Below are 24,047 nucleotides of genomic sequence, written 5' to 3'. Positions count from 1 at the left end.
TGGACATGAAGAAATGATTCACCGAAGAACTAATCATCGGCTTCCTATGGCAGAAGCCGGCATGCCCGTAGCCGAGCTGTGTCGCAAGTACATCTTCTCGGGTGCTAAGCGTTTCAAAGTATCGCTATTTTTGGGCCCACCCTAAGCTAGTCGCTCTATTTGGATGGCTGCAGCATCAATATGTCGACGTATTGACGCAATGCACGGCAAAAACCGTGCAGAAAAACCATCGCAATTTTGAATCGCCCTCAAAAATGCGTCTGCTAACTGCAAGGCTTCACGCCAGATTTCGTTTGGCACGGCTGTGCTTAATGTGGCTGGCGCTAAAGTATCAATGATCGAGCCACTGCTTCGCGGAGCAAAGGCCATCGGCAACATATCGTAGGCGGGTGCTAATTGGTACGTACCCCCTTCGCTGCCAATGAATGACAAGTTACCCGCATGCATGTCCGTGTTGCCGATCAAGCAGCCGAAGGCCCATAGTCGAGCGGTTTCTGAAACTGCTGATGATTGGAGCACCCCAACTGCCGCAAGCTTAGTGACTAATGTCGGCCATGGCGCGAGTGCATCGCCCACGAATTCCATATCCAGAGCACGTAGTGAACAGATACCGACTCGGCCTAGTTGGCTGGCTCGGTCAAAACGAGGCACTTCTAGAAATCGCTGCCCCTCGAAATCATAAACCTCTGTCTTGACCCCGAGTACTTTTAGCGCCAAGTGCTCAGCCAATAACAGGTCGCGCCATCGCTCACTCACTGGGTTATCGGTGGGGGCCGTGAATTTAACCAGCACGTGCCCCAGTTCACTGTAAGCACAAAATTTCGGTTGTTCGCCTCCGGCGGATGAGCCTGGGGCTTCGCCTAATGCCGCTGCCTTGGCAAGTACTGGGTAATCTTCCGCTCGGTTCACCGGCACAGGCAGTGGCATGTTAAGGAATCGATCTCGGGCCTCTGAACCGATCAGCAGGTTGCCCATGTTGTCATGCCCATGTGTTAACAGTGCCTTCAGTACTTCAGCATCATTCCAGTGTTCTGGGTTAGGCGGCAAATGAAGACCCGCAGCGTAAACCGAAGCATAAGCTCGCCCAAGAAAGCCTTGTGGTCGCATATCTACTAACCACCAAGGTAGTCCTTCGCTGTATATCGTTTTTCCTGTGACGTACTGCATCACAAAACCTTGGGGGCGTACTGGAACAAGAGTGCCTAGCTCTTCAATTTTCCCAGCAGAACTCACCCGGTAAATTGGCGTTGCAACAAGTCCTCGGAATTCATCTTTTATGGCGTATTGAATAGAAGGACCTGCGCCAATTCGGATAATTGATGCGCCCAACTTAGATAGTACACGTGACACTGTGGGCTGGCTTATTCCTGCCTTTTCAGCGAGTTGGCGTGCTGTGCAAGGCCCTTGGTCAAGTGCGTGCCTCAGAATTTCCGTATGAATGCGCATGGCTTGAATAGATTGATGAATAGATAAATGTGCTAATAGCCAGTTTAGCTGCTTTGGGGTAACTTGTCAGGGATCTAAGCAATTCGATTCACCGCACAACCTTGTATCAATCGGCAGAGTCCCCCCGTTGACTCCTGTTTACCATTTTCCGTTTTAGGTGTGGACATGAGCCCTTCCGGAAGAGGGCAGGTGCCAGCTTATTGTCAAAACAGGCTCAAAAGGGGTGGACGGTTCAAGGGGCACTTGCAGGCTCATAGGTTTGAGGACAACTTACCTGGTGAACTCACCAACGATCAAAGCTGCGTTTCTATTTAACATCAAAATTACCGCTTTTTTGGTTTGACTGACGTATTCGTATGGAGCGCCAAGGGGCGGATAAAGGGCGAGTTACGGTAGAAAAACTGTTGTAAAACATAGAATATTTGCCTAATATGTTGTTTGAAGAGTGTGTGTAGGATTGGCCTCATAACCCGAAGGTCACAGGTTCGAGTCCTGTTCCCGCAACCAAAATGAAAAACCTAGGTTTCAAGCCTAGGTTTTTTTTCGTCCAAAATTGGCCAGCGGCTGTTTTGCGAGGCAAGCCTACCCAATAAGCACTCCATTTTCATCGTTGCGACTTCAATGTGGATGGATCGCCATTCAGTTTAGAATGCTGTGATCAATCGATAGGGCGCACGCATGATTTACTTCTTTACTGGCGCAGGTATGGCTGCTGATTCGGGATTGCCAATATTTCGTGCGAGTGATGGCCTGTGGGAAAAGCATGATATCAATCTGGTCTGCAATTTCGAGCGCTATCGCCCCGACGCGAGTGTCCGTCAGCTAACGCGTGAATTTTACAATGCGCGGAAACGGCAGTATGGCAATGCACAACCGCACGCGGGTTACGCGGCCATTGCACAGTTGCAGCAGAAAACACCCGTTACGGTGATCACCACCAATATTGATTTACTACATGAAAAAGCAGGAACTCAAGACGTCATCCACCTGCATGGGCGGGTGGATCAAATGTCCTGTGCCGCCTGTTTGCATTATTGGCACATTGGCGATCAGGCATTCCAAGCCGATGATTGCCCCGCCTGCGGTAGTGGCATCACTAAACCGGGCATTGTCTTTTTTGGTGAGCCAGCGCCGGAATATGAAACCCTCTATCAAATTGCTAGCGATTTAACTAAGGATGATATTTTTATCGTCGTTGGCACTAGTCTGAACGTGGTCGACCCGATTCATCTAATCCGCTCGATGCAACGACTACCGCGCATCGTGATGATCGACCCCAATATTCCCGATTCTGCACGCCAATATGGCGTGGAGTGTATTCCTGCTCCAGCGCTACAGGGGGTTTGTGATTGGATCGCCGCTTTGGAGGCTAATAGAGATTGATAAAGCCTCACAGGCTAATATATTGACTGATCAAGGTGTGTGGGGGCTCTAAACCGCGTGCACCTCATACCCGAGGTAGCATCGCAACAGCACCAAAGGCCATCGGGTCGCTCGGTTTTCTGGCACAAAGCCACGCCACAGCGACTATAGTTCACGCAAAGTAATCGGCAGGCGAAACCCCTGACTAAACATGGCGATTTGGGCTCAGATATGGCGAGGTGGTGCGGTTCGGCGGGGGCTGAGGTGGGCCGCCTGCGTACTGCTGACGACGAGCCAGACGGTGTGGGCCGATAATTGGCCGGCGCTGACGATCTACACCGAAAATGATCCGCCCTATGTCACCCTCGATGAGCAGGGGCAGCTAGAGGGGCTCACCAAGCCGCGGCTCGAGCGCTTTTTGCAGGCGATTAATTATTCAAGCAAAGATATTAAAGTACAGCCGTGGGTGCGAGCTTACAAAGAGGCGCTGAGCCAGCCCAATGTACTGATTTTCCCAATCGCCAAAACCCCCGAGCGTGAGGCTAGCCTCACCTATTTATACCGGCTATATAATGCAACGGTTTATTTCTATCGCCTGACCGAACGTAGCGATATTCGCATTAATAATTTGCAGGCGGCTAAGAAATATCGTGTTTGTGCTGTGCGCGGCGATTATCGAGCCGAATTTTTGCAGCAAAAGCAGTTTGCACGGATTGATTTAGCGGCTGATTCATCACTGAATATCAAAAAGCTACTCGCTGGCCGCTGTGATCTGGCTATCCTTACCGAAATAGGAATGCGCAGCAAACTGGCGCAGCTGAATGAAAAATACGAGCGCGTGAGTATTGCTTTGCCTTTAGATGAACTCGATAGCAATTTGTATATTGCGATTAACAGCTCCACGCATCCTGATGTGATTAGGCAGCTAAAAAAACGTGCAGCGGCAATTGACTAATCGAATAGGCCTGCGTGCTGGCACCGCTGTCCCCAATTTCTAATCAGCCAGCACACTCTTAATTGGCCATATTCTTTGGCCTCAATGGGGTGTGGATCTTGTGAACCGCAAATTCTGGCTGGTTCAGTAGTCATTTAACGCATCTGAAATGCCTCTTGGTGGAAGTGCAGTGCCGGCATGCCTTGCTGGTTGAGCTCATGGCGTAGCTGCTTGGCGAGGCCATTGGGGCCGCAGAACCAGATGCTAGGCCATTGGCCATTTTGTGGTGCGATGCCGAGCTTGGCCAGCGTGGGGCGGCCGGCTTGGGCGCTGTAATGCACCTTGAGTGTGATCGAGGGCAATTCGGCGCACAGCGCCTGCAGGCGGGGCGCGTAAATGGCATCTTGTGCATCGCGTACGCAATAGTGCAGCGTGGCCGTGGGGGCATCGGCGCCTTGGGTGGCCAGCGCTTCTAGCCACGCTAAAAAAAGCGTAATGCCAATGCCGCCGGCAATCCAGACTTGGGGTGTTTCCTGGCTTGCCGCGCCGATAAAGCAGCCATATGGCCCCTCGATGCTAACTACGTCACCCACTTGCACTTTGTGCGGCAGCTGGCGGGTAAAGTCGCCCAGCGCTTTGATCGAAAAGCGCAGTGTCTGCGCTGCATTGGGGGCGCTGGCAATCGTGAACGGGTGCGCGCCTTCCCAGCCTGCCAAGCGTAAAAAGGCAAATTGCCCCGGCTGATGCTGCCAAGCCCCGCTAACCGTGCATTCTAGCTCCAGAGTATTGGTGCTGATGGGGGTTACGGCGCTAACGACGGCGCGGTGCGTGCGCTTGCGGCCGATCTGGCCGCTAAGCGAAATCACGGCGCAGGCAGTACCCATCATGGCGGTGACGGCCAGCAGCCAACCCACGGGTTGCAGCCAGTAGCTGTGCGGCATCAAGACTAAGCTGTGCAGCGCCAGCACAATAAAGACCACAGCCAGAATTTTGTGTACCACCCGCCAGATCACATACGGAAAACGTTGCCACAAGGTGATGATCAGCATAATCCCCAGCAGCCAAACTGCCCATTCGCCGAGGTCTTTGGCGGGGTGGCGCAAAGCATCCAGCCAGAACTCCGGCCGTGGGCCGCGTGGTGGGCGGCTAAAAAACTGGTGCAATAGCCCGCCGGATAATTTCAGCAGGTAATGCAGCAAGCCCAGACTAATGGCCAAAATACCGGCCCATTTGTGCAGGCGATACATTTGGTCGAGCCCGCCCAGCGGCTTTTCCAGCCAGACCGGGCGCACCGCCAGCAACATGATCAGGCCCATCAGCTCAAATGACAGGATGCCGGTGAGATTCATGCCTTCGCTGCGTAGCCACCACACATCGATTTGCGGCGGTGGATTTAGCCAAATGCTGCCCAGCCAGCTGATAATACTCAGCGCCAATAGCGCAAAAAGTGGTTTTTTCATGGCGGGCTCCCACAACACAAACTCGATGTTTTAATCCTACGCCCGCTCATTGCGCTGAATAAATACCCTATTACAACTTCATAAATGGTAATAATCCCCTTGGCGTGGTAAATGAGAATTATCCTTTTTATTCAAGGTAGTAATTGTATTTTGCTGCGGGGATTTAGCGGCTAGGTGTATGCTGGGCGGGCGAATAAAATGCGCTGAGGCAAAACATGAAACTGGGCTATACGATCATTTATGTGGCCGATGTACCGGCCGCGCTAGATTTTTACAGCCGCGCCTTTGGTTTGGCCACGCGGTTTGTGCATGAGAGTGAAACTTATGGCGAATTAGCGACCGGCGAGACCACGCTGGCCTTTGCCGCGCATGCGTTGGCGGAGCTTAATTTTACCGGCGGGCATGTGGCGGCCGATCAGTCGGCGCAACCCCTAGGGTTTGAAATTGCATTTGTCACAGCCGACGTAGCGGCGGCCTATGCGCAGGCGCTGGTCGCTGGGGCCAGCGAGCTTGCCGCGCCCGTTAGCAAGCCATGGGGACAAACGGTAGCCTATGTGCGTTGCCCATTCGGCGTGGTGGTGGAGCTGTGTACGCCGATGGCGGGCTAGGGCATGGCTGTGGCGCTAGGTTTTGTGGCGCGTAGCCGCCTGATGTGGCGATGTGCCAGTTTGCCAAGCACCTTAATAGTGTCCACTAGCGTATCGCCCCGACTGGCATTCAGCGCCGCCTGAGCGATGCCATTGCGATACGCCACAATGGCTTCCTCATCGCGCTGCGCGTGGCCAATTCAACGATTGGCTTCAAGGCTATACCTGTGTGGGTATCGCCTTGAACTTTATTTTAAATAAGGTCCTCAGCTATATACCCTAAGTATTCTTGCCCTCGATCGCTGGCATGGTCAGCGTGTTGGCCGCAAGGGGAGTATGCCGCGTCGTGCGCAAAGCTAGCCGCTGACGCAGATAGCGTTGCATTGGCCGCTCAAAGCCGTGGTAGCTCAGCGTCGCCACCGCGCAGGTCAAGAAAGTAAAGAGCATAATCCCCAGCAACAGCAGGCCTGCACTGGTTTGGCTATACCAGCTGGCCAAGAATGCCGGCGCTAGCCAGTGCAGCACTTCCACCCCCACCAGCAACAGCACGGTATGCCACAGATACACCGCAAACGAAATGTCGCCCAGCCAGCGCCCCAGCCGACCATCTAGCAAAGTCAGCAAACCATTGCGGCGCGATTGAATCGCCGCGGTGTAAACCAGCCCGGCAAAGCTCACGATCAACGCCAAGCTCATGCCGAGGCTAGTTGGTAATTGCAGCAGTACCAGCGGCAGTGCCAGCGCAACCCCGAGTGCTGGATCATTATTCAGCCAATGCTGCGCCACTCGCGTGCGCACGGCGGGCAGCAGACATAGGCCCAGTGTGAAACTCGCTAGGCCGCGCGCCACTGCGGGCCAGCCGGTGGTGGCATCCAGCGAGCCCAGTTGGCGGTGCACCATCCCCAGCGCGAGCAAAGCCACTGCCGCAGCCAGCCAGCGCCAGCCAGCCCGCTGCCGCGTAAGGGGCAACAGGAGCGGAAACAGCAAATAGCACAGCCATTCAATACTGAGCGACCACGACGAGACATTCCAGGACAGGCTGTCATTGAGCACGCTTTGCAGCAGGAATAACTGCGAGCCCAGCGCATCCAGCCGGTTAAACGGGCCGGCAAAGGCCGGAATATCTATCATGCCCCAGCTGGCAAATAGCGGCCCGCCGTAATATCCGCGCCCGGCTAAAGCCTTGATACTTTCCCAGCCCAGCAAAATCAGCAGGGTTAGCAAAAACAGCGGGTAAATCCGGCTCAGGCGTAAACCTAAAAATTGCCAGTAGCTCACGCTTTTGCGCGGGCCTTGCAAGCTGTGGGCGTACACATGCGCCAGTACCAGACCACTGAGAATAAAAAATAAATCGACAAACAGATACGCGTTTTCCAGCAACAAGCTATGGCTGGCGATCAGCTCTTTGGCTTGGGGAAACAGAATCAGTCGGGCATGAAAGAGCATCACCATAATGGCCGCAAGGCCGCGTAGTGAGCTTAATAGGGGTAATTCTTCGCTGTTGGCGAGTTTGGCCTGCATAGTGTGCACTCCTCTCGATCGGAAAAAAGACACGCCCCGCACGGCCAGTGCGCAGGGCCTGCCGGAAAGAGGACTGTATGCTTAATACTTACGAAAGGAAAATGCCGATGTTGGCCGGGTTGGATGACTCAATAAGGTGCGAATAGCATTGAAAAAGACTGAAATACGACTGAAATGTAGTGATTGGTAATTAACTACACGGTGTTGAATTGGTCATTGCTGAGGGTTTGTTAGCAAATTGAGATGTTTTGTCAGATTTGTTTACAATAAATTACCGTAGATAATTAATTGCTTGAATTCATGGGTAAATACGGATTTTTTTGCCAAGCTGCGGCGTGATGGTTTTTGAATATAGCACGAGAATGAAAGTGATTCCGTTCTCGTGTTCTGAATTTGGCGCGATGGCGGCTCAGACTGTCGCACGACAGCTGCACTGAATTCGGGCGAGATTGCGCATCGTGTTAGAATTTAATGAAATAGTAATTTAGTTGTGCTGGCTGCTCGTACGCTGCATAAGGCTACTGCGGATGGGTAACATTTCATGGTGAGAAAGCCTGCAATGGAGCTGGCTTCAGCTTGGGAAGCTCTCGCTCGGCGGTAGCGCAGGTGGCTAAGTAAAAACTATTTTCTGACTGGAATAAGCCGCAGTTGCGACCTATTCTGAAAAACGATTTGTTCTGCTCGCTAGGGTGCCGTAATGACGATTAAAGCAAAAGCATGGCTCTTATCCATCGTAGTGATGGTGGCGCTGATAGGGGTCATGGTGGTCGGCCTGTCGACCATGAAAACTGCCGCCAATGAAGACAATAAAGCGCGGATTCAGCAATTGCTGCGCAGTACCTACCTGACGATTGTTGAGCTGGAAAACATGGCCGCTTCGGGCAAGATGAGCGAAGAGCAGGCCAAGGCGATTGCCACCCAGCTGCTGCGGCAAAACAAGTATCACAAGTCTGAATATGTTTATGTTGTGGATGAGAAGCTCAACTTCGTTTCCACCCCGCTCGATCCGCAATTGCACGGCACCAGTTTTAATGAATTTAAAGACGCTCAAGGCAAGAGCGTGGGTGCACTGGCGGTCGAGGCGCTGCAAAAATCAGGTGGTGCGCTGACCGAATACTGGTGGACTAGCGAACGCGAGGGCAAGGTGGTCGATCTATTGTCGGTGGCGATTCAAACCCCGCGCTGGCACTGGATTGTGGGCAATGGCGTGAGCTTTGCCGAGGCCGATCAACGCTTCTGGAGCAACGCCCGCTGGCAGGTGGTGATCTGTCTGATCATCTCGGCGGTGGTGGCGATGATCTTGCTGGCCAGTGTGCGCAAGCTACTGGTGCAGTTGGGCGGTGAGCCGGATTATGCTGCCGAAGTAGCGGCAGCGATTTCACAAGGGGATCTGGGCCGCAAAGTCACAGGTAATTTCCGCCCGGATAGTCTGCTGGGCGCGGTTTCCAGTATGCAAACCAGTTTGCGCGAGATGATTCAGGGCATTCAGCGTGGTGCGGAAGAACTCAAGCACGCGGCCAGTGGCCTGACCCAGCAAATGGAATCCATCAACCAAGCTTCACGCCAATCTTCGGATGCCACGCAATCGAGCGCGGCGGCGATTGAGGAAATGTCGGTCAGCATTGATCATATTTCGCAAAGCGCGCGTGAAACCGAGGCCAATTCTTCCCGTTCGGCGCAGTTGGCCAACGAAGGGGAAGGGCTGGTATCACAAGCTGCCGGTGAAATTCAGCGCGTAGCAACGCAAATCGCCACCGCCTCCGATCTGATTGGCGGGCTGGTTGAGCGCTCGCGCGAAATCGACAGTATCGCCAGCGTGATTAAAGAAATTGCCGATCAGACCAATTTGCTGGCGCTGAATGCGGCGATTGAAGCGGCTCGTGCCGGCGAGCAAGGCCGCGGGTTTGCGGTGGTGGCCGATGAGGTGCGCAAACTGGCCGAGCGCACGACGCAAGCCACCGGGCAAATTACCCACATGGTGCATGCGGTGCAGTCAGATACCTTGTCGGTCGTGGCGAGCATGGATGAAGCCAAGCCGCAGGTGGAGCGCAGTGTGGAAATGGCCGATCGTGGCGCCGAAACCCTGCGCGAAATTAGCAATGGCGCTTCCGAAACACTGGCGAAAATCCGCGATGTGGCCAATGCCACTTCCGAGCAAAGCATGGCCAGTAGCAGCTTGGCGGTTAATGTGGAGCGCATTACGCATATGGTGGAAGAATCAGCCGAATCTGTCCGCGCGGCCAATGAGAATGTGCGCCGGCTGGAGCAATTGGCCAGCGAGCTGCGCTCGGCGGTGACCCGCTTCCGGCTGTAAGGCAGTTCCGGGCGACAAGATCGGGTCGCAAGAAAGAGCACCTGCGGGTGCTCTTTTTTTTATGCTGAATTGCCCGCTTGCTGGGCCGTACTAATTTAGGCCCGTATGCCCTTTAGCCCATCCACAAGCGCCCTTGCCAGGTGTTTTGCCGCACGAGCTCCGCACTGAGTAGCCGCCCCAGCTCTTCTTGACGAACCGACCAATTGGGCGCGAGGCGCAAACGGGGCGGTACTTCGCTGCCCAAGCGCTGTAGCGCCAGATCAGGGCGCATCCGCTCCAGAAATTCCACCAGCAATTGCAAATATTCGTCCTGCTCCAATAGCGGTACGCTGAGCGGATTGCGGCGCCATTGGTTGGCCAGCTGCGTGCCTTTCACCACCTGCAGCTGGTGCAGTTTCAGCGCAGCAAGGGGGAGGTGCGATAAATGTGTAGCGCCGGCCAGCATGCTGGCGCGGCTTTCGCCGGGAAGCCCCAGCATCAGATGGGCGCTGACGGTGAGGCCGCGTGCGGCGGCGCGCTCAATGGCATCTACGCTGCAGGCATAATCATGCCCGCGCTTAACGCGGCGCAGCGCTGCATCCGAAGTGGATTCCACGCCGATTTCCAGCTCGATGGTCACACTGTGTGCTAGCTCGGCCAGCAAATCTAGGGTGGCGTCGGGTAGGCAATCGGGGCGGGTGCCGATCACCAGCCCGCTGATGCGCGGGTGGGCCAGCGCATGTTGATAAGTCGCCCGCAAGGCGGCTTGTGGTGCGTAGGTGTTGCTATACGCCTGAAAATACGCCAACCACAGCCGAGTGCGCGGATAGCGCCGCTGTAGAAACTCCAGCCCGGTATCGATCTGCGCGTGAAGATTTTCAAGGTGTTCAGTCACATACCCTGGGGTAAATCCACGATTATTACAGAATGTGCAGCCCCCAACCCCGAGCCGGCCATCGCGATTGGGGCAGCTAAAGCCGGCCGCGACCGAGATTTTTTGCACCCGTCCGCCCGCTTTGGCGCGCACTAGATCATGCCAGGCCAGATAGCGACGCTCGTGCAGCAAGGGGGGAATTAAATCGTGCATCATGGATCGCCCAAAACAATGCTGCTTTATACCCGCGCCAGTGGGTGGCCATCTTGATCTGCGGCAGCTGCGCAGCCCAGCTGCGACAATCGGTATCAGTTCAGTATCAGGCTGGCGCGATCACTTGCTGCGCGTGCGCGGATCACGGAAGGTCACGACTAAACCTAGACCAACAGCACAGGGAGCGCGGCATGCACAGCACATCAGTAGCAATCATCGGGGGCGGGGTATCGGGGCTGGGCGCAGCCTACTATCTGTGGCAAACCGTGCAGCGCAGTGGCCGGCCATTACACATTCGTCTGTACGAACAGAAAAACCAGCTGGGCGGCAATGCCGATACCGTGGTGGTGCAGCTGGGCGAATTGCAAACGGGGGCGGGCCAGGCGGTGCCGTATTTTCGCTGGGCCGATCTGGGGGTAAATGATGTCAACCTCACGGCCTATCAACGGCTGAAGGCAGTGATGGAGCAGATCGGTTTTCTGGATAATATGAAGCCGCTGCAAGACACCGAAAGCTATGCCAGTAGTGATTTGCGCGTGGCGCTTACCGACGATAAATACCTGTCCGATGGCGTGACCGACCCCGCTTTTAACCTCGCCGCGGCCGATCAGGGCCGCTTGGCGCTGCTGATTCAGGTGGTGCATCGCACGGCGCTCAATACGCTGTCGGAATTCGAGCAGCAGGCGCAAGATCGGCTGGATTACACCGTCGGGCGCTTTTTTCAGGATTGCCTCGATGACCCGCAGGCGCTGCTGAGTAAAGCCGCGCAAGAGCTCAAAATCAAGCTCGATTGGGCCGACCCGGCCATGGCGGCGCGGCTGCAGCGCGTGCGTGATGAAATCTACTACCCGCGTATTTCGGCGATGTATTTCACCGACGATCAGGGCCCGGCCGGCATGCCGCTGCAAGCGCCGTTTGAATATTACCGCGTGCAGGAAGGCGGTAATGAGGCCCCGGATCGCCGCTATTTTGATCATGGCTCGCAAACCTGGCTGGAGGCGCTGGCGGCATTTTTGCTGGCGCAAAATGGCCCGCAGTTTCGCTTTGAGCTAGTGACGGGGGCGGCGGCTACGGTGCGGGTGGCGCAGCCCGGGCAGGCGATGGTGCACGTAGGCGAAAAGGCGATACCCGCCGATTGGGTGGTAATGGCCACGCATGCTGATGATGCCTTAAAAGACCTGAGTTTTGGCGATACCCTGCATCAGTATGGTCAGCAAATCAAATCAATACTTGGCTCCGTGCGCTATACCCGTAGCTATGCTGTAGCGCATACCCACGCGACGCGCTTGCCGGCCAATCGCGCGCTGTGGCGTACTTACAATATTCATGTGCGTGATGCCGGCGATTCGCTGTTTCCGTACCGGATTGATTACGTGGCCAATTTGCACCAGAACGACCCGCTCAACCCCCGCTATGATCGGGCGGGCCTGCCGCAGTTTTTTGTCTCGCTGGTCGACGATCTGAATCTGATTCCGCGCCAGCATATGCTCGATCGGGTGCTCGATTCGGCGTCGATTCCCGCCGAAATGCTGGCCGCCTTGCCGCAAGCCACTCGCCGCCAGCTAGAAGGGATTTTGGAGCCGAGCGCCTACCGGGTTAGCGATCCGGCCAATGATTTGCAGCAAAAAGCCTGGACCACCTTTAAGCACAATGTGCTCGATGCTCAGTGCATCCGCGCGCAGCGGGCGATGCTGGGCCACAATCAGCGCGTGGCGGCACAGCTAGAGCATGGCCAGCGCCCCGCCGTGCCGGTGCTGTTTAGCGGCGGCTGGACGCACGGGGCGGGTTTGCAGGAGCAATGCTTGGCGCAGGCCGAATTAATTGCCCAGTGGCTCAGCCCGCTGCTGCGCTAAAGGCGGCTGCGGCGCCCGCCTAAACGGCGCTGAGCTCGGTATGCAGGCGGGGTAGCACCCCCGCCAGCCCCAGCTGCGCGCCGCGTTGCTGCAGGCTGGCCAGCTGCGGGCTATGGCCTTGTTCGCCGTGCTGCACATAGGCGTCGAGCAGCGCCACATGGTGATCGACCCACGGGCAAGGGTCGCGGCTAGATAGCATGGCCAGCGCGCGAATATGCGTCTGTGCTGCTGCCCATTCCCCGGCCAGAATGCAGCTTTCGGCCGCGGCCACGCGGAAACGGTAAGCATTGTGGCCGACACAACCGGCAGCCAGCAGTGCTTCGCCCTGTGCCAGCGCGTCTTCGCGCACCAGCGCACGTTCATCCAACAGGGCCAGGGTGCCCAAGACCCAAGGGCCAATAAACTGTTGCAGCCGAAAGCGCTCAACCTGTTGCCAGGCTTGCTGGATCAAATGCCGGGCTTGATCGGTTTGCCCTTGCAGATAGCGAATACGGGCCAGGCTTTCCAGCAAAAACGGCTCAAACCGGCCGGCACCAATCTGCCGCGCCACGGCGAGGCCTTGTTCGATCTGCTGCTCGGCTTCGATCAGCCGCAGCAAAGACAGCAGCGCCCAGCCCGCCGTGAGCCGCGAAACGACTTCGGCGCGGCGATTGCCCACCGAGCGGCCCAGCTCGGCGGCGGCCAGCGCGTCATCCAGTGCGGGGACGGTTTCATTGGCATACAGGCGTACCGTGCCGAGCATAAAACGATTGGCGGCTTCGGTATCGGCAAAGCCATATTGCTCGCACAGCGCCAAGCAGGCGCGGATTGCCTCGGCGGCTTTGCTCATCCAGCCTTCGACATAATACGAGTCACCAATGCCGCCCAGCGCCTTGGCTTCAATCGCCAGCGCGCCGGCTTGGCGGGCGAAATCCAGCGCCGCCTGATGTTGGGCGCGGCAGCGGGCGAAGTCGCCACGGGGGAAGTACAGATTGCCTTTCAGATAGCTCAGCTCTGCGGCGCGGCGATAGTCCTGCGCGGTGAGCGCGGCGGGCAGGTATTCATCCAGCAGCTGCTCTTCGGCGGCAAGCTCATCCAGCAGATTGAGCGTTTGCGCGAGCCCCACCACGGCTTCGAGCACTTGGCTGATCTGCTGGGCATGCTGCTTGGCCGCTTGAAAACAGATGCGCGCCTCCTGGGTGAGGCCCAGCTTGCTAGCGGCCTGAGCGCGCAGCAGATTGAGCGTGCACAGATCGGGGCTGACATAATCGATGGCCAATGCCCGCTGAGTGAGCTCGAAGGCTTGCTCATACAGCTGGCGCTGCAGTTTGTCTTCAATGGCCCGCACAAAGGCTTGCGGCGCCTGTGGATGGCGGGCTTTGAGCAAGTGCTGGGCTTGCAGCGCCAGATCGCGCGGGGCGTAGTAATCGGCGATGCGGGCATGAATATGTTCGCGTTGCGCGCTGATCATTGATTCGTAAATGCCGCGCAAAATCAGGTCATGAATAAACACCAAATACCCTGGGGAGGTAGCGCGCATCAGATAATGCCGGATCGGCATTTCTGGCGTATACCCCTCGTCATTGAGTAGCTCGCGCAGCATGCTTAATTCAATTTGCGCGCCCGCTGCGGCGGCTACCCGCAGGGCCTGTCGATCGGTGGGGGTGAATTGATCCATCTTGGTTTGGATCAGATGTTTCACGCTATCGGGTAGCACCCGGCTGCGGCCGCTGCGTAGCAGCAGGCTAAGAAACAGCGGATGCCCCTGCGCCTGGCTAATACATTGCTGGCGATAGGTGGCATCTACCTGGCTAAATTGCTGCGCCATGGTGGCGGCTTCGGCGGGCCGCAGCGGGGCTAAATCCAGCTGGGTGAGCGGCAGGCCCAGTAGCTGCGGGCGCAGGTAATGTTCGAGCGGGTCTTGCTCGAAGCGCGAAGTGAGCAGCCAGATAATCGGCGCTTCATCGACCAGATTCAGCAGCGGCAGCAAAAGCTCGAACAGCGCGGGTGTGGCCCAGTGCAGATCTTCAAGCGTGAGTAATAGCGGGCGCAAAATGGCCTGTCGCAGCAAGAGCTCGCGCAAACCGGCTACCTGATGCTGCAAACGGCTGGCTTGGGTCATGGCGCTGTACAGCGTGGCCTGTTCGGCGCTGAGCGTTTCGCCCAGCAGCATGCGCAAGCACAGCGCTGCCTCGGGCGCGAGGATTTGCAGCGGCAAAGGCGTAGTCTTGCTGGCCTGCACAAGCAAGCTGCATAGCAATTCGCGTAGTGCATTCAGGCCACTATCATCACCAAAATCGAGCACCGCGCCTTGCCAGCTATGCAGGCCTTGGCTGGCGGCCAGCTCCTGACATTCGGCCACCAGCCGGCTTTTGCCGATGCCGGCCACGCCGCGCACATACAAGATATGCCCAATCTGATCCTGGCGGGTGTAATCCAGAATCGACTTCACCTGTTGCATTTCTAGATAGCGGCCACACAGCGGCAGCAAGGATTCATGGGCCGAGTCGACGTAGCCATTGAGCCATTCCCAGCCGGGCTCGGCGGCGCTTAAGGTGTAATCCTGACTCAAAAGGGCGCTAAGGCCTGTTTTCAGGCGGATGCCACTGGCGGTGGTGGCTGGCTGTGGCCACCAGTGCGAACCATCGGCGGGCAGCGGCCAGGCCGTGAGCCCCAGCTGCAGGCTGACTTGGGCGCCCAGTTGCTGCTGGATCAATTCGGCGCAGCGCACTGCGCGCTGGGCATCGCTGCGATAAGCGCAGGGCAGGCCAAATACCGCCCGCCAGGCGTTGGCCGTTTGCGCGGCGGCGGTGCCGCCAAATTGCTGCACCAGTTCGGTTAATTGTTGCTGCTCGGCCGTGCTGAGCGAGCCATTCAGTTGCAGGCAGACCACATCGCGCTGCTCATGAAATGCGATCTCGGGGGCGTTGCGGGCTGTGGGGCTGTGCGAGCTGGGCGCGTTGGCGGGGGCGAGTGGGCTGGCTAGTAGTTCTTCCAGCGTCACACTGTAAAAGCTCGCTAAATGCCGGGCGGTGCGGTAGAGCACGGGTTTGAGCGTTTCTGCCCGCTTGATCGAGGCAATCGACACACACAGCCGCTGCTCGAAGCAGCGCTGGGCCAAGGCTTCTTGGCTGAGGCCGCTTTGCCGGCGCAGCTGTTTCAGGCGCTCTGAGTCGAGCACGACACGACCGTCGGAGAGAGGGCTGGATTCTTGCACTGGCTGCGACATGCAATTCTCGATTCAGTAAGGCGGAGCAATCAGGTAGGGCTGGCGTTGGCGCCATGCAAGCCAGATAATAACGCGCATTCGTTCGCCAATCGTTCGCTAGGATCTCTGGAGCCCCGATGTCGCTTGTTCATGCTGCGCCTGTTCAGCTGTCTTTATTCGGTCGTTGCCGGCTGGCTGCACTGGGGCAGCCGGCGCAAGACCCGTTTCCGTATGACAAGGTGCGTGCTTTGCTGGCGTATCTGCTGCTGGAGCGTGAGCGTAGCCATCCCCGCGAGGCCTTGGCTGAGCTTTTGTGGCCGCAGGTCAGCCCTGAAACTGCGCGCAATAATCTACGCCGCACCTTGCATGATTTGCGCCGGGTGCTGGCGCCGTGGCCGGCTTTGAGCGATGGCTTGCAGATAAACCGCCGGGAGCTGGCTTGGGCAAGCAACGCGGCGGTGGAGTGCGATGTCTGGCGGCTAATGCAGCCGGTGTTGCCGGCAGACTTACCCGCGGCGGCCACCGCGCGCTTGGCGGCACCAGCGGCGCCACTGTTGGCGGGGCTGGTGCTGAGCGATGCGCCCGAGTTCGAGCGCTGGTTGCAAATCTGGCGCCAGCGTTGCTGGCGGCAACGCCAGCAAGTGCAGCAGCAGCTCAGTGATTATTACTTGGCCGCCGGCGAGCAAAGCGCGGCGATTGAAAGCCTTTTGGCCGAGGTGGCGCTAGAGCCACTGCATGAGCGCCCCTATCCGGCTTTGTTCACCGCTTTGCTGGCCGAGGGGCGTCGCGCCGAAGCGGCGACGCTGTACGAGCAGCTATGCCTGCGCCTGCAGCAGGAATGCGGGCAAAGCCCAAGTGCGGAATTAGCCGCGCTGTATGCACGCTTGAGCGCCGCCCCGCTGTTGGCGCCGGCGCTCACTTTACCCAGCGCGGCCACCGGCCCGGCCGAGCGGCGCGCGGTGTATGTGCTGGCCGTACAGATCGAGCTGCGCCCCGGCATGGCCGCCACAGAGCGGCTGGATGTGCTGGGCATGCTGCATGAAAACTTGCTCGAAAGGCTGCAGCAGCAAGGCGCGTATTGCTGGCCACGCGCCTTGGGGCAGGTGCTGGCTTACTGGGGGTATCCGCTGGCGAGCGAGAAAATGCATGATCTAGCGCTCGATACCGCCTTGGGTATTCGTAGCTGGCTGGCGCAACAGCCGGCCTGGGCTTTGCGCCAGGCCATTCATCAGGGCTGGATGCTGTCGGATCCGCGCTATCCGTGGCCCGATGCCAGCGGGCAGATCAACCGCGAAGCCGAAGCCGGCGTGGTGCTGGCCGAGCCGAGCGAGATTTTGCTCACACCGCAAGTCTTGGCACAGGGGGAAGGGGCGTATTTATATAGCGCACGCCTGAGCCGCGGCGGGCGGGATTTTTATTCGCTCAGTGCTGCGCTGCTGGGCTTGCAGCGGCAGGAAGGGCCGCTGATCGGGCGGGAGGTTGAGCTCGCGACACTGCGGCGGCATTGGCAATCGGCCAGCGCGGGCCGGGTGAATGCCGTGCTGGTGCAGGGTGAAGCGGGCATTGGTAAATCGCGTTTACTCCGGGCGCTAATGGCCGAGGTGGCGCAGGGCAGCGGGCAGGTGCGGATATTGCGCTGTAGCCAAGAGCTCGTGCATGCGCCTTACCATCCGGTGATTCAGCTGTTGCAGCAGCAATTGGCGGCGCTGGGGCCGGCGAGTGATTCGGCGGAAGTGCAATATGCGCGGCTAAGCCAATGGCTGGCGCCACCGGGCAGCCAGCTGCAGCTGCATTTACCGGCGCTGGGCGATTTACTCGGGCTGTTACCGGCGCCGGCGGTACCCCGCCCAGCCTTGCAGGCGCGGCGTGAAATCGAAGCCGCCTTGCTGGCCTTGGCACAAATGCTGGCCCAGCGCGGGCCTTTGTTGCTGGTGGTGGAAGATGTGCACTGGCTTGATCCATCCACCGCCGAGGTGCTGCAAAAACTCCTCATGCTGCGCAAAACACCGATTTTGCTGGTGCTGAGCGCCCGCCCACCGGTGGTGTTGCCGTTTACATTGCCGAGCTTGACGCTCGCGCCGCTCACGGCTGAGGAAGCGCTAGCGCTGGCCCGGCAATGGAGCCCCGCCGAGCTAAGCGCCAATGAGCTCACTGCGGTGCTCGCGCAGGCCGAGGGCGTGCCGCTGTTTGTGGAAGAAATGAGTAAAGCGCTGGCGCAAGGCCCGCGCGCCGGCTTGCCCGTTTCATTGTGGGGGCTGCTGGCGAGCCGGCTAGAGCCCTTTGCCGAGGCGCGCCAAGTGCTGCAGGCCGGTGCGGTGCTGGGGCGACAATTTAGCCATGCGCAATTACAGGCAGTCTGGCGCGGGGAAGCCACTGTGTTGGCCACCGCCTGCCAGACCTTGGTGCAGGCGGGGATTTGGTTAGCTGCCGATGGGCAATATCGCTTTCATCATGCCTTGCTGCGCGATGCCGCCTACCAGATGCTGCCGCCGCTGGAGGCGCAGCATTGGCATTTGCGCGTGGCCGAAGCGCTGGCCGCGCAGCCCTTGCGGCGCGTGGCGCAATGGGAACAGCTGGCCCAGCATCAGCTGGCGGCGGGACAAAAGCTAGCCGCCGCCGAGGGGTTTTTGCGCGCCGGGCGGCTGGCGGCCGAGCAGTCGGCCAATCAGGAAGCGGTGGCCTTATTGCGCGCCGGGCTCGCCGCGGTGGCCGATTGGGCGGCCCCGAGCGCGCAGCTGGTGCAGATTAATCTAATTGCTGCACTGGCGTCGATTTTACAAACCCTACAGGGGTATGGCTCGGAAGAGGCTAAATCTTATTACGCTCAGGCTTATACCCTCATTCATCAGCTGGATGCGCAAGAGGCCTTGTTCCCGGTAGTGTGGGGCTTATGGCTGGGCGGACGCGCCAGTGCACCGGAAGCCGCGCCGCTGGAATTGGCCCACAAGCTGGCCGAGATTGCGGCGCTGAGCGACGATCCGGCGCAAACCATGCAGGTGCACTATGCCTATGGCAATAATTATTTCTGGCTGGGGCGCTATGCCGAAGCGGCCGAACACCTGCAGGCCGCGCTGGCGATTGGCGAAGATCTATCGCCCTTTGCGCTGATTAACCGCTTTGGCGAAGACACCAATATTTCGGCGCGGGCCTTTCTGGCCTGGGTGCACTGGTTTCAGGGGGATGCGGCAGCGGCGGAGGGCTGCATGCAGCAAGCGCTGCGCGAAGCGGCAGAGTTGCAACACGCGCATACTCAGTGTTTTGCGCTGACCTTCGCCGCCATGCTGCAGCGCTTTGCGCAGGCGCCGGCCGCGACGGAGGCGCTGTGTACCGAGCTGATGGCGCTGGCGCAACCACAGGGTTTGTCATTGTGGCTGGCAGCGGGCTTTGCGCTACAGGGCTGGGCGCGGGCAATGCAGGGGGATGCCGCAGCGCTGGAGCAGGTGGCCTTGAGCCTCGCCGAAGCGCGCAAGGCCATGTCGGGCATCGAGCCGACATTTGCCGGCTTTTTGATCGAGGCGCTGTTGCACGCCGGGGCGGAGCGCGCCGCCGAGCTCGAGCTGCAGCGCTGGATGGCGCTCGCCGGCCAGTTGCAAGATGTGTATTACCTGCCGGAGGCGTGGCGCTGGCAAGCGCAGCTGCACCAGCGGCGCGGTGACACGGCCGCCGCAAAAGCTGCCTTGCGGCAAGCGCTGGCCGTGGCCGCAGAGCAGGGCAGCGTGGCCTTGCTGCAGCGCGCACAGCAGCAGGCGCAAGAGTGGGGCTGGGCCGAGCTAGTGGCTGAAAGCCGCACGCCGGCCGGCTAGTCGCCCAGCTGCCATTGGGTGGCGGAGCTACGGCGCTACGGCGCCGAGCTTAGCCCGCGCATCTGATACCAAACTCAGCCAGCGCCCTCATGTCGGCTTGCGTACCCTGCACTACCACTTGCCTAGCCGGGCAAGGGTGTTTGCCGGAGGTGCTGCATGTCGGAAGTGTATTATCTGTATTACCTGTCCACCGAACAGAGCTTGGGTGAAACCCTGAGCCCGGATGCCTTTCGCCAGCCCTTGGCCGAGGTGCTCGCGGCTTTGGTGCAGTTACAGCTATACAGTACCCAGCTACAAGCGCAGCCTAGCCTCTGGAGCGAGTGCCGCGATGCGGTGCTGGGCCGGCAGTTGTATCAACAGCAAAACGCCATGCAGCGTAATGCCGATATTTATCTGCAGGTCTTGCAGCCCAAATTACAGCGTCTGCTGCAGCGGGTGGGCCTGTTTGCCCAGCAATTTCAGGCCCAACAGCACACGCTGGCCGATTGCTCGGCCACGCTACTGAGCCAGCCCAAAAATCGCAGCCGTTTTTTAAGCTGCCTGTATGAGCTGGAGCAAGTGGCGCAGGCCAATCATGCCGAGGTGCAGACTTTTACCCAATATCTGGCCGGCTATGTGTATGCGGTGAATGATCAGCAAGCCGGTTTGGCGCAATTTGCGGCGCAATATCGGCGCCAGTGGCCGGTGAGCTTGCCGCTGGCGACCCAGACCGTGGCGCAGCTGACTTTGCGCCAGCAGGCCATCCGGCAAGATCTAGCCGCAATGGCGCGCTCATCGCTGACGGTGGGTGGCGCGGTGATTGCGCTGGTGATTAATCAGCTGGTGAGCTTGCCCGGCGAGCAAGGGCCGGTGCAGCTCTTGGGCGCAGCTGCGACAGTGGGCTTGGGCAGCATGGGGGAATTAAATGCCAGCGCGATGCAGCTGGCGGCCAATAGCAGTCAGCTGGCGCAACATTATCAAACCCTGTGGCCACTGCATCCCGATCAGGTCTTGCTGCATGCGCTGGAAAACCAGCTGCATAATCTGCAGCATGCAGTAACCCAGCTGCATGAACACGCCCGCCAGCTGGATCAGGCGTGGCTGGCCTTGCGGCAGTGCTTCCGCGATTTTCGTGGGCAAGCCGAAGGGCTGAACAGTATCTACGATGTACTGAAAGTCGATAGCTCGCTGCGCGCGGCCACCCACGATTGGCTGCATCTGGATCACACCTTGCAGGCCATGCAGCAGCAGGCCCAAAGCCTGAAACCCGTCTTGCCCGCGCGCCAACGGCCAGCCGCGCTGGTGGCGTAATCGACCTTCGCTAGGCGTGGCGCAGCCTCGGCCACGCTATGGTAAATCCACCACTGACGCGGCCCTTGGCTCAGGTTACAATCGGCTGATTGTGTTGTGAAGCCGAGAGCCGCGTGTCTGAGCCTGCGCCTGATTTATTGCCCGATTTGTTGCAGCTATTGCGCCAAAGTAGTCATGGCGCGCTGGGCACGCATTCTTACGCCATGCCCGGCTATCCGCATGTGTCGTGGTTGCCACTGGTGCCCGCGCCCAATGGGATGCCGATTGTGGTGATAAGCGAGCTGGCCGAACACACCCAGAATGTCCGCCATCATCCAGCCGTGAGTTTCCTGTTGCACGAAGGCGAGATGGCCTTGAGCAAAGCGCGCGCCACCGTACTGGGACAGTTGCGCCCGCTGGCGGCTGAGCCCTTGGTGCTGGCGCGGCTCAAACGCTATGCGCCGGGGCTGGTGAAGTATCTGGCACTGGGGGATTTTGCGCTGTGGCAGCTTGAGTTCGTGCGGGCACGCTATATCGCCGGCTTTGGTAAAATGGGCTGGGTAGAAGCGGCCGCTTGGGCGCACCACTATGTGCTACCGCTCGAAGCCGAGGCCACCCTGCTGCACGATTTTGCTGCGCATTGCCCCGCCGAGACGGAGCTGGTTGGGATCGATGCGCAGGGCCTTGATCTACGCCGGGGCGACACCCTGATGCGTTACCCTTTTGCGCAGGCTGGCCAAGATCTGGCCGCCGTGACGCAGCAATTACAGTTATTACTGCAAGGATTAGCCAAGCAATGAATACCACGCGGGTTTTGTTTGTTGAAGACGATGCCGATCTGGCCGAGCTGATTGGCGGCTTTTTGCGCTCGTTTGAATTCACGGTAGATGTCCTGGCCGATGGGCTGGGCGTGATCGACAGTGTGAAAAGCAATCCGCCCGAGCTGATCTTGCTCGACATTATGTTGCCCGGCAAAGATGGCCTCACCCTGTGCCGCGAGCTGCGCGAGTTTTACGCCGGCCCGATTATTTTGCTGACCTCGCTCAATAGCGATATGAATCAGATTCTGGGCTTTGAAATCGGCGCGACCGATTACGTGGTGAAAACCACACCGCCGTCGGTGTTGCTGGCGCGTATTCGCGCCCATCTACGTACAGCGGGGCAAAAGGGGGCGGATCTCTTGGCCAATGCGCCGGCCAAAGAGCAATCGGTGCTCAATTTTGGCAAGCTGCAAATCGATTTGCGCAATCGCAGCGCCAAATACCGCAATGCGCCGATGGGGCTCTCTACGTCGGATTTTGATTTGCTGTGGGAGCTGGCGAGCCACGCGGGCGAGATCCTCACCCGTGATCATTTGCTGAAGAAATTGCGCGGCATTGAATACGATGGGCTTGATCGCAGTATGGATGTGGCGATTTCCCGTCTGCGTAAAAAGCTGGATGATGATCCGCTTGATCCGCAAAAAATCAAAACCATCCGCAACAAGGGGTATCTCTTCGCAGCCGATATTTGGTGGCAGGAAGACTGATATACCCGGGGATGTATCTATAAATGGCCCACTGTTGTTGCAGCTGGGCCTTTTTCTCGCCCGGCTTGGGTGATGTTTGGGAAGCTTGCTGATGCGCCAAGTGTTTATTCGCTTCTACCTGACGGTGGTGTTGTGTTTTCTGCTCTCCTCGCTGCTGATCGGCGGGTTTTACAAGCAGATGATCGAGCGCACCAACCAGCGCTATTTGAGCGATATGTTTCTCTCGACCGTATCGCTGATCGAAAAAGAGCTGGGCGATCTGCCGCCGTCCATGTGGCATGACGAAGCCTCGCGCCTGCGCGGCAAGCTGCCGGTGCCGGTGGATATTGAAGCACTGAATGCGTATTCGCTCTCGGAAGAAAACCAAACCGCGCTACAGCGCGGCGATATTATTTTGTTGAAAGACCGCGGCCTGTATCTGCACCGCATTCACCAGACCCAACAAATGGTGGTGCTGGGGCCGATTTCATTTCTGGAATCGCTGGAAGGTATTTCATGGATGGATATCGTGGCGCTGGTGCTGATGTGTCTAGCGCTGGGGATTCCAACCTGGCTGTGGCTGCGGCCTTTCTGGCGCGATCTGATTCAGGTGATTCGCCAGAGCCGGCGGCTGGGGGCGGGCGACTTTACCGTGCGGGTGAGCCTGGAAGACAGCTCGCCGCTGGCGGCGCTGGGCTCCAATTTCAACCGCATGGCGCATGATATTGAAGAACTCACCGCTTCGCGCCGCGCGATGATCGATGCGGTCTCGCATGATTTGCGCACGCCACTGGCGCGCTTGCGTTACCGTTTGGAGGCGATCAAAGCCGGCGCCAATAGCGCCTCGCAGGTGGAAGCCATCGAGCGTGATCTGGGGCAGATTGATCAGCTGATTGATGAATGGCTGACAATGTCGAGCCTGGATAGCCCGCAATTGCGCATGGAAGTCCAGCCACTGGAAGTCATGCCGTGGCTGCAGCGCTTGCTGGCTGAATACGCGCTGGACGGCACGATGCCTAAATTGCATAACCTCACCGGCGCCCCCAGCCCGCTGCTCGACGTTGATAGTTATTACTTCGGTCGCGCGGTAGGCAATGTGCTCTCGAATGCCCGCCGCTATGGCGGCAAGGAAATCGAGCTGACGTTGCTGTGGCAGGACGGTACTGCGGTGCTGCACATCGATGACAATGGCGAAGGGATCCCGCAAGAAGATCGCGCGCGCCTATTGCAGCCGTTTACCCGGCTGGAAGGCAGCCGCAACAAAGCCACCGGTGGCTTTGGCTTGGGGCTGGCGATTGTGGCGATGATTATGCGCGGGCATGGTGGTGCTGTGAGTATTCTGGATGCGCCCAGTGGCGGTGCACGCCTGAGTTTAAGCTGGCCCACGCCGCTGCGCGTGGCCGAGTAAAGGGCCGATTTTCAGTCGATTTAGACTGTATTGCTGCCTTTCGTAGCGCACTGTAGCTTTACTACGTACTTTCGGTTACACAATCACACCAAGCCTGCATCGCCAGCCGCGATGGCGAGTCGCATAATCCGCGTCGTTAAAGGTATTCAATGCCGAATACCGCGAAAAGAATTTTTGTGGAGTTTTGAAGATGAACAAGATCGCTGCTGGCGTTATCGCTACCGTATTTGCTGCTGCTTCAGTTTTCGCAGTAGCTGCTCCTGCTAAGAAAGCCTCTGCGGCTTCTGTAGCTTCTGCTGCTCAAAAAGCTCAAGCTAAAAAAGCTTCAGC

Annotated in this window: 15 protein-coding genes; 10 read left to right on the top strand and 5 right to left on the bottom strand. The window is 58.3% G+C overall.

Annotated features, from left to right (window positions below; all coding sequences use genetic code 11):
* Positions 1–141: 141 nt before the first annotated feature.
* Positions 142–1,446 (bottom strand): type II toxin-antitoxin system HipA family toxin YjjJ, encoded by a 1,305-nt coding sequence (gene yjjJ, locus G482_RS0111130; protein WP_028450089.1) that lies wholly within the window; start codon positions 1,444–1,446, stop codon positions 142–144.
* Between the two features lie 678 nt (positions 1,447–2,124).
* Between yjjJ and G482_RS18375 the strand changes: the two genes are divergently transcribed.
* Positions 2,125–2,829: an SIR2 family NAD-dependent protein deacylase gene (locus G482_RS18375; protein WP_051258951.1), complete on the top strand. Its 705-nt coding sequence runs from the start codon at positions 2,125–2,127 to the stop codon at positions 2,827–2,829.
* 280 nt (positions 2,830–3,109) lie between these two features.
* Complete coding sequence (locus tag G482_RS0111120; protein WP_028450088.1) at positions 3,110–3,763, top strand: substrate-binding periplasmic protein; 654 nt, start codon at positions 3,110–3,112, stop codon at positions 3,761–3,763.
* A gap of 134 nt (positions 3,764–3,897) precedes the next feature.
* Here G482_RS0111120 and G482_RS0111115 read toward each other — a convergent pair whose 3' ends face one another.
* On the bottom strand, positions 3,898–5,202 hold the full coding sequence (locus G482_RS0111115; protein WP_028450087.1) for a ferredoxin reductase family protein: 1,305 nt from the start codon (positions 5,200–5,202) through the stop codon (positions 3,898–3,900).
* A gap of 215 nt (positions 5,203–5,417) precedes the next feature.
* Here G482_RS0111115 and G482_RS0111110 point away from each other — a divergent pair, with 215 nt between their 5' ends.
* Complete coding sequence (locus G482_RS0111110) at positions 5,418–5,810, top strand: VOC family protein (protein ID WP_028450086.1); 393 nt, start codon at positions 5,418–5,420, stop codon at positions 5,808–5,810.
* Positions 5,811–6,068: 258 nt separating this feature from the next.
* Here the strand turns inward: G482_RS0111110 and G482_RS18370 are convergent, their stop codons facing one another.
* On the bottom strand, positions 6,069–7,310 hold the full coding sequence (locus tag G482_RS18370; RefSeq protein ID WP_034619519.1) for an acyltransferase family protein: 1,242 nt from the start codon (positions 7,308–7,310) through the stop codon (positions 6,069–6,071).
* Positions 7,311–8,007: 697 nt separating this feature from the next.
* Here G482_RS18370 and G482_RS0111100 point away from each other — a divergent pair.
* Positions 8,008–9,624 carry a methyl-accepting chemotaxis protein gene (locus G482_RS0111100; protein WP_051258950.1) on the top strand — a complete coding sequence of 539 codons (1,617 nt, stop codon included), beginning with the start codon at positions 8,008–8,010 and terminating at the stop codon, positions 9,622–9,624.
* A 112-nt stretch (positions 9,625–9,736) separates the two neighbouring features.
* Here the strand turns inward: G482_RS0111100 and mnmL are convergent, their stop codons facing one another.
* Entirely contained in the window at positions 9,737–10,693 is a 957-nt protein-coding gene (gene mnmL, locus G482_RS0111095; RefSeq protein WP_084414627.1) for a tRNA modification radical SAM protein MnmL/YtqA, read from the bottom strand.
* A gap of 188 nt (positions 10,694–10,881) precedes the next feature.
* On the opposite strand from mnmL, the gene G482_RS18365 reads away from it, so the two are divergent.
* The gene (locus tag G482_RS18365; protein ID WP_051258949.1) at positions 10,882–12,543 is read left to right on the top strand and encodes an NAD(P)-binding protein; all 1,662 of its coding nucleotides are present in this window, start codon (positions 10,882–10,884) and stop codon (positions 12,541–12,543) included.
* A 19-nt stretch (positions 12,544–12,562) separates the two neighbouring features.
* Here G482_RS18365 and G482_RS0111085 read toward each other — a convergent pair whose 3' ends face one another.
* Entirely contained in the window at positions 12,563–15,751 is a 3,189-nt protein-coding gene (locus G482_RS0111085) for an AAA family ATPase (RefSeq protein WP_028450083.1), read from the bottom strand.
* Positions 15,752–15,867: 116 nt separating this feature from the next.
* Here G482_RS0111085 and G482_RS0111080 point away from each other — a divergent pair, with 116 nt between their 5' ends.
* The 5 genes from G482_RS0111080 to G482_RS18355 all read left to right on the top strand — a co-directional run bounded on the left by G482_RS0111080 (position 15,868) and on the right by G482_RS18355 (position 23,717).
* A complete protein-coding gene (locus G482_RS0111080; RefSeq protein WP_028450082.1) occupies positions 15,868–19,533 on the top strand; it encodes an ATP-binding protein in 3,666 nt (1,221 codons plus the stop codon).
* A gap of 156 nt (positions 19,534–19,689) precedes the next feature.
* Positions 19,690–20,823 carry an HBL/NHE enterotoxin family protein gene (locus G482_RS0111075; RefSeq protein WP_028450081.1) on the top strand — a complete coding sequence of 378 codons (1,134 nt, stop codon included), beginning with the start codon at positions 19,690–19,692 and terminating at the stop codon, positions 20,821–20,823.
* Positions 20,824–20,936: 113 nt separating this feature from the next.
* The gene (locus tag G482_RS19660) at positions 20,937–21,602 is read left to right on the top strand and encodes a HugZ family pyridoxamine 5'-phosphate oxidase (protein ID WP_051258948.1); all 666 of its coding nucleotides are present in this window, start codon (positions 20,937–20,939) and stop codon (positions 21,600–21,602) included.
* Positions 21,599–22,330 (top strand): two-component system response regulator RstA, encoded by a 732-nt coding sequence (rstA, locus tag G482_RS0111065; protein WP_028450080.1) that lies wholly within the window; start codon positions 21,599–21,601, stop codon positions 22,328–22,330. The genes G482_RS19660 and rstA overlap by 4 nt, the downstream gene beginning before the upstream one ends.
* A gap of 91 nt (positions 22,331–22,421) precedes the next feature.
* On the top strand, positions 22,422–23,717 hold the full coding sequence (locus G482_RS18355; protein ID WP_034619518.1) for an ATP-binding protein: 1,296 nt from the start codon (positions 22,422–22,424) through the stop codon (positions 23,715–23,717).
* Positions 23,718–24,047: the final 330 nt, after the last annotated feature.

Source organism: Chitinibacter tainanensis DSM 15459 (assembly GCF_000429785.1).
Classification (GTDB): domain Bacteria; phylum Pseudomonadota; class Gammaproteobacteria; order Burkholderiales; family Chitinibacteraceae; genus Chitinibacter; species Chitinibacter tainanensis.
This window is presented reverse-complemented; position numbering and strand designations above follow the sequence as displayed.

What these genes read in the sequence shown, in the direction of transcription:
- G482_RS18370 (WP_034619519.1), bottom strand. Translation starts at nt 7,310, where the DNA reads ATGCAGGCCAAACTCGCCAACAGCGAAGAATTACCCCTATTAAGCTCA.
- G482_RS0111100 (WP_051258950.1), top strand. Translation starts at nt 8,008, where the DNA reads ATGACGATTAAAGCAAAAGCATGGCTCTTATCCATCGTAGTGATGGTG.
- G482_RS18355 (WP_034619518.1), top strand. Translation starts at nt 22,422, where the DNA reads ATGCGCCAAGTGTTTATTCGCTTCTACCTGACGGTGGTGTTGTGTTTT.
- G482_RS18375 (WP_051258951.1), top strand. Translation starts at nt 2,125, where the DNA reads ATGATTTACTTCTTTACTGGCGCAGGTATGGCTGCTGATTCGGGATTG.
- yjjJ (WP_028450089.1), bottom strand. Translation starts at nt 1,446, where the DNA reads ATGCGCATTCATACGGAAATTCTGAGGCACGCACTTGACCAAGGGCCT.
- G482_RS18365 (WP_051258949.1), top strand. Translation starts at nt 10,882, where the DNA reads ATGCACAGCACATCAGTAGCAATCATCGGGGGCGGGGTATCGGGGCTG.
- G482_RS0111110 (WP_028450086.1), top strand. Translation starts at nt 5,418, where the DNA reads ATGAAACTGGGCTATACGATCATTTATGTGGCCGATGTACCGGCCGCG.
- G482_RS0111115 (WP_028450087.1), bottom strand. Translation starts at nt 5,202, where the DNA reads ATGAAAAAACCACTTTTTGCGCTATTGGCGCTGAGTATTATCAGCTGG.
- rstA (WP_028450080.1), top strand. Translation starts at nt 21,599, where the DNA reads ATGAATACCACGCGGGTTTTGTTTGTTGAAGACGATGCCGATCTGGCC.
- G482_RS0111085 (WP_028450083.1), bottom strand. Translation starts at nt 15,751, where the DNA reads ATGTCGCAGCCAGTGCAAGAATCCAGCCCTCTCTCCGACGGTCGTGTC.
- G482_RS0111080 (WP_028450082.1), top strand. Translation starts at nt 15,868, where the DNA reads ATGTCGCTTGTTCATGCTGCGCCTGTTCAGCTGTCTTTATTCGGTCGT.
- mnmL (WP_084414627.1), bottom strand. Translation starts at nt 10,693, where the DNA reads ATGATGCACGATTTAATTCCCCCCTTGCTGCACGAGCGTCGCTATCTG.
- G482_RS0111075 (WP_028450081.1), top strand. Translation starts at nt 19,690, where the DNA reads ATGTCGGAAGTGTATTATCTGTATTACCTGTCCACCGAACAGAGCTTG.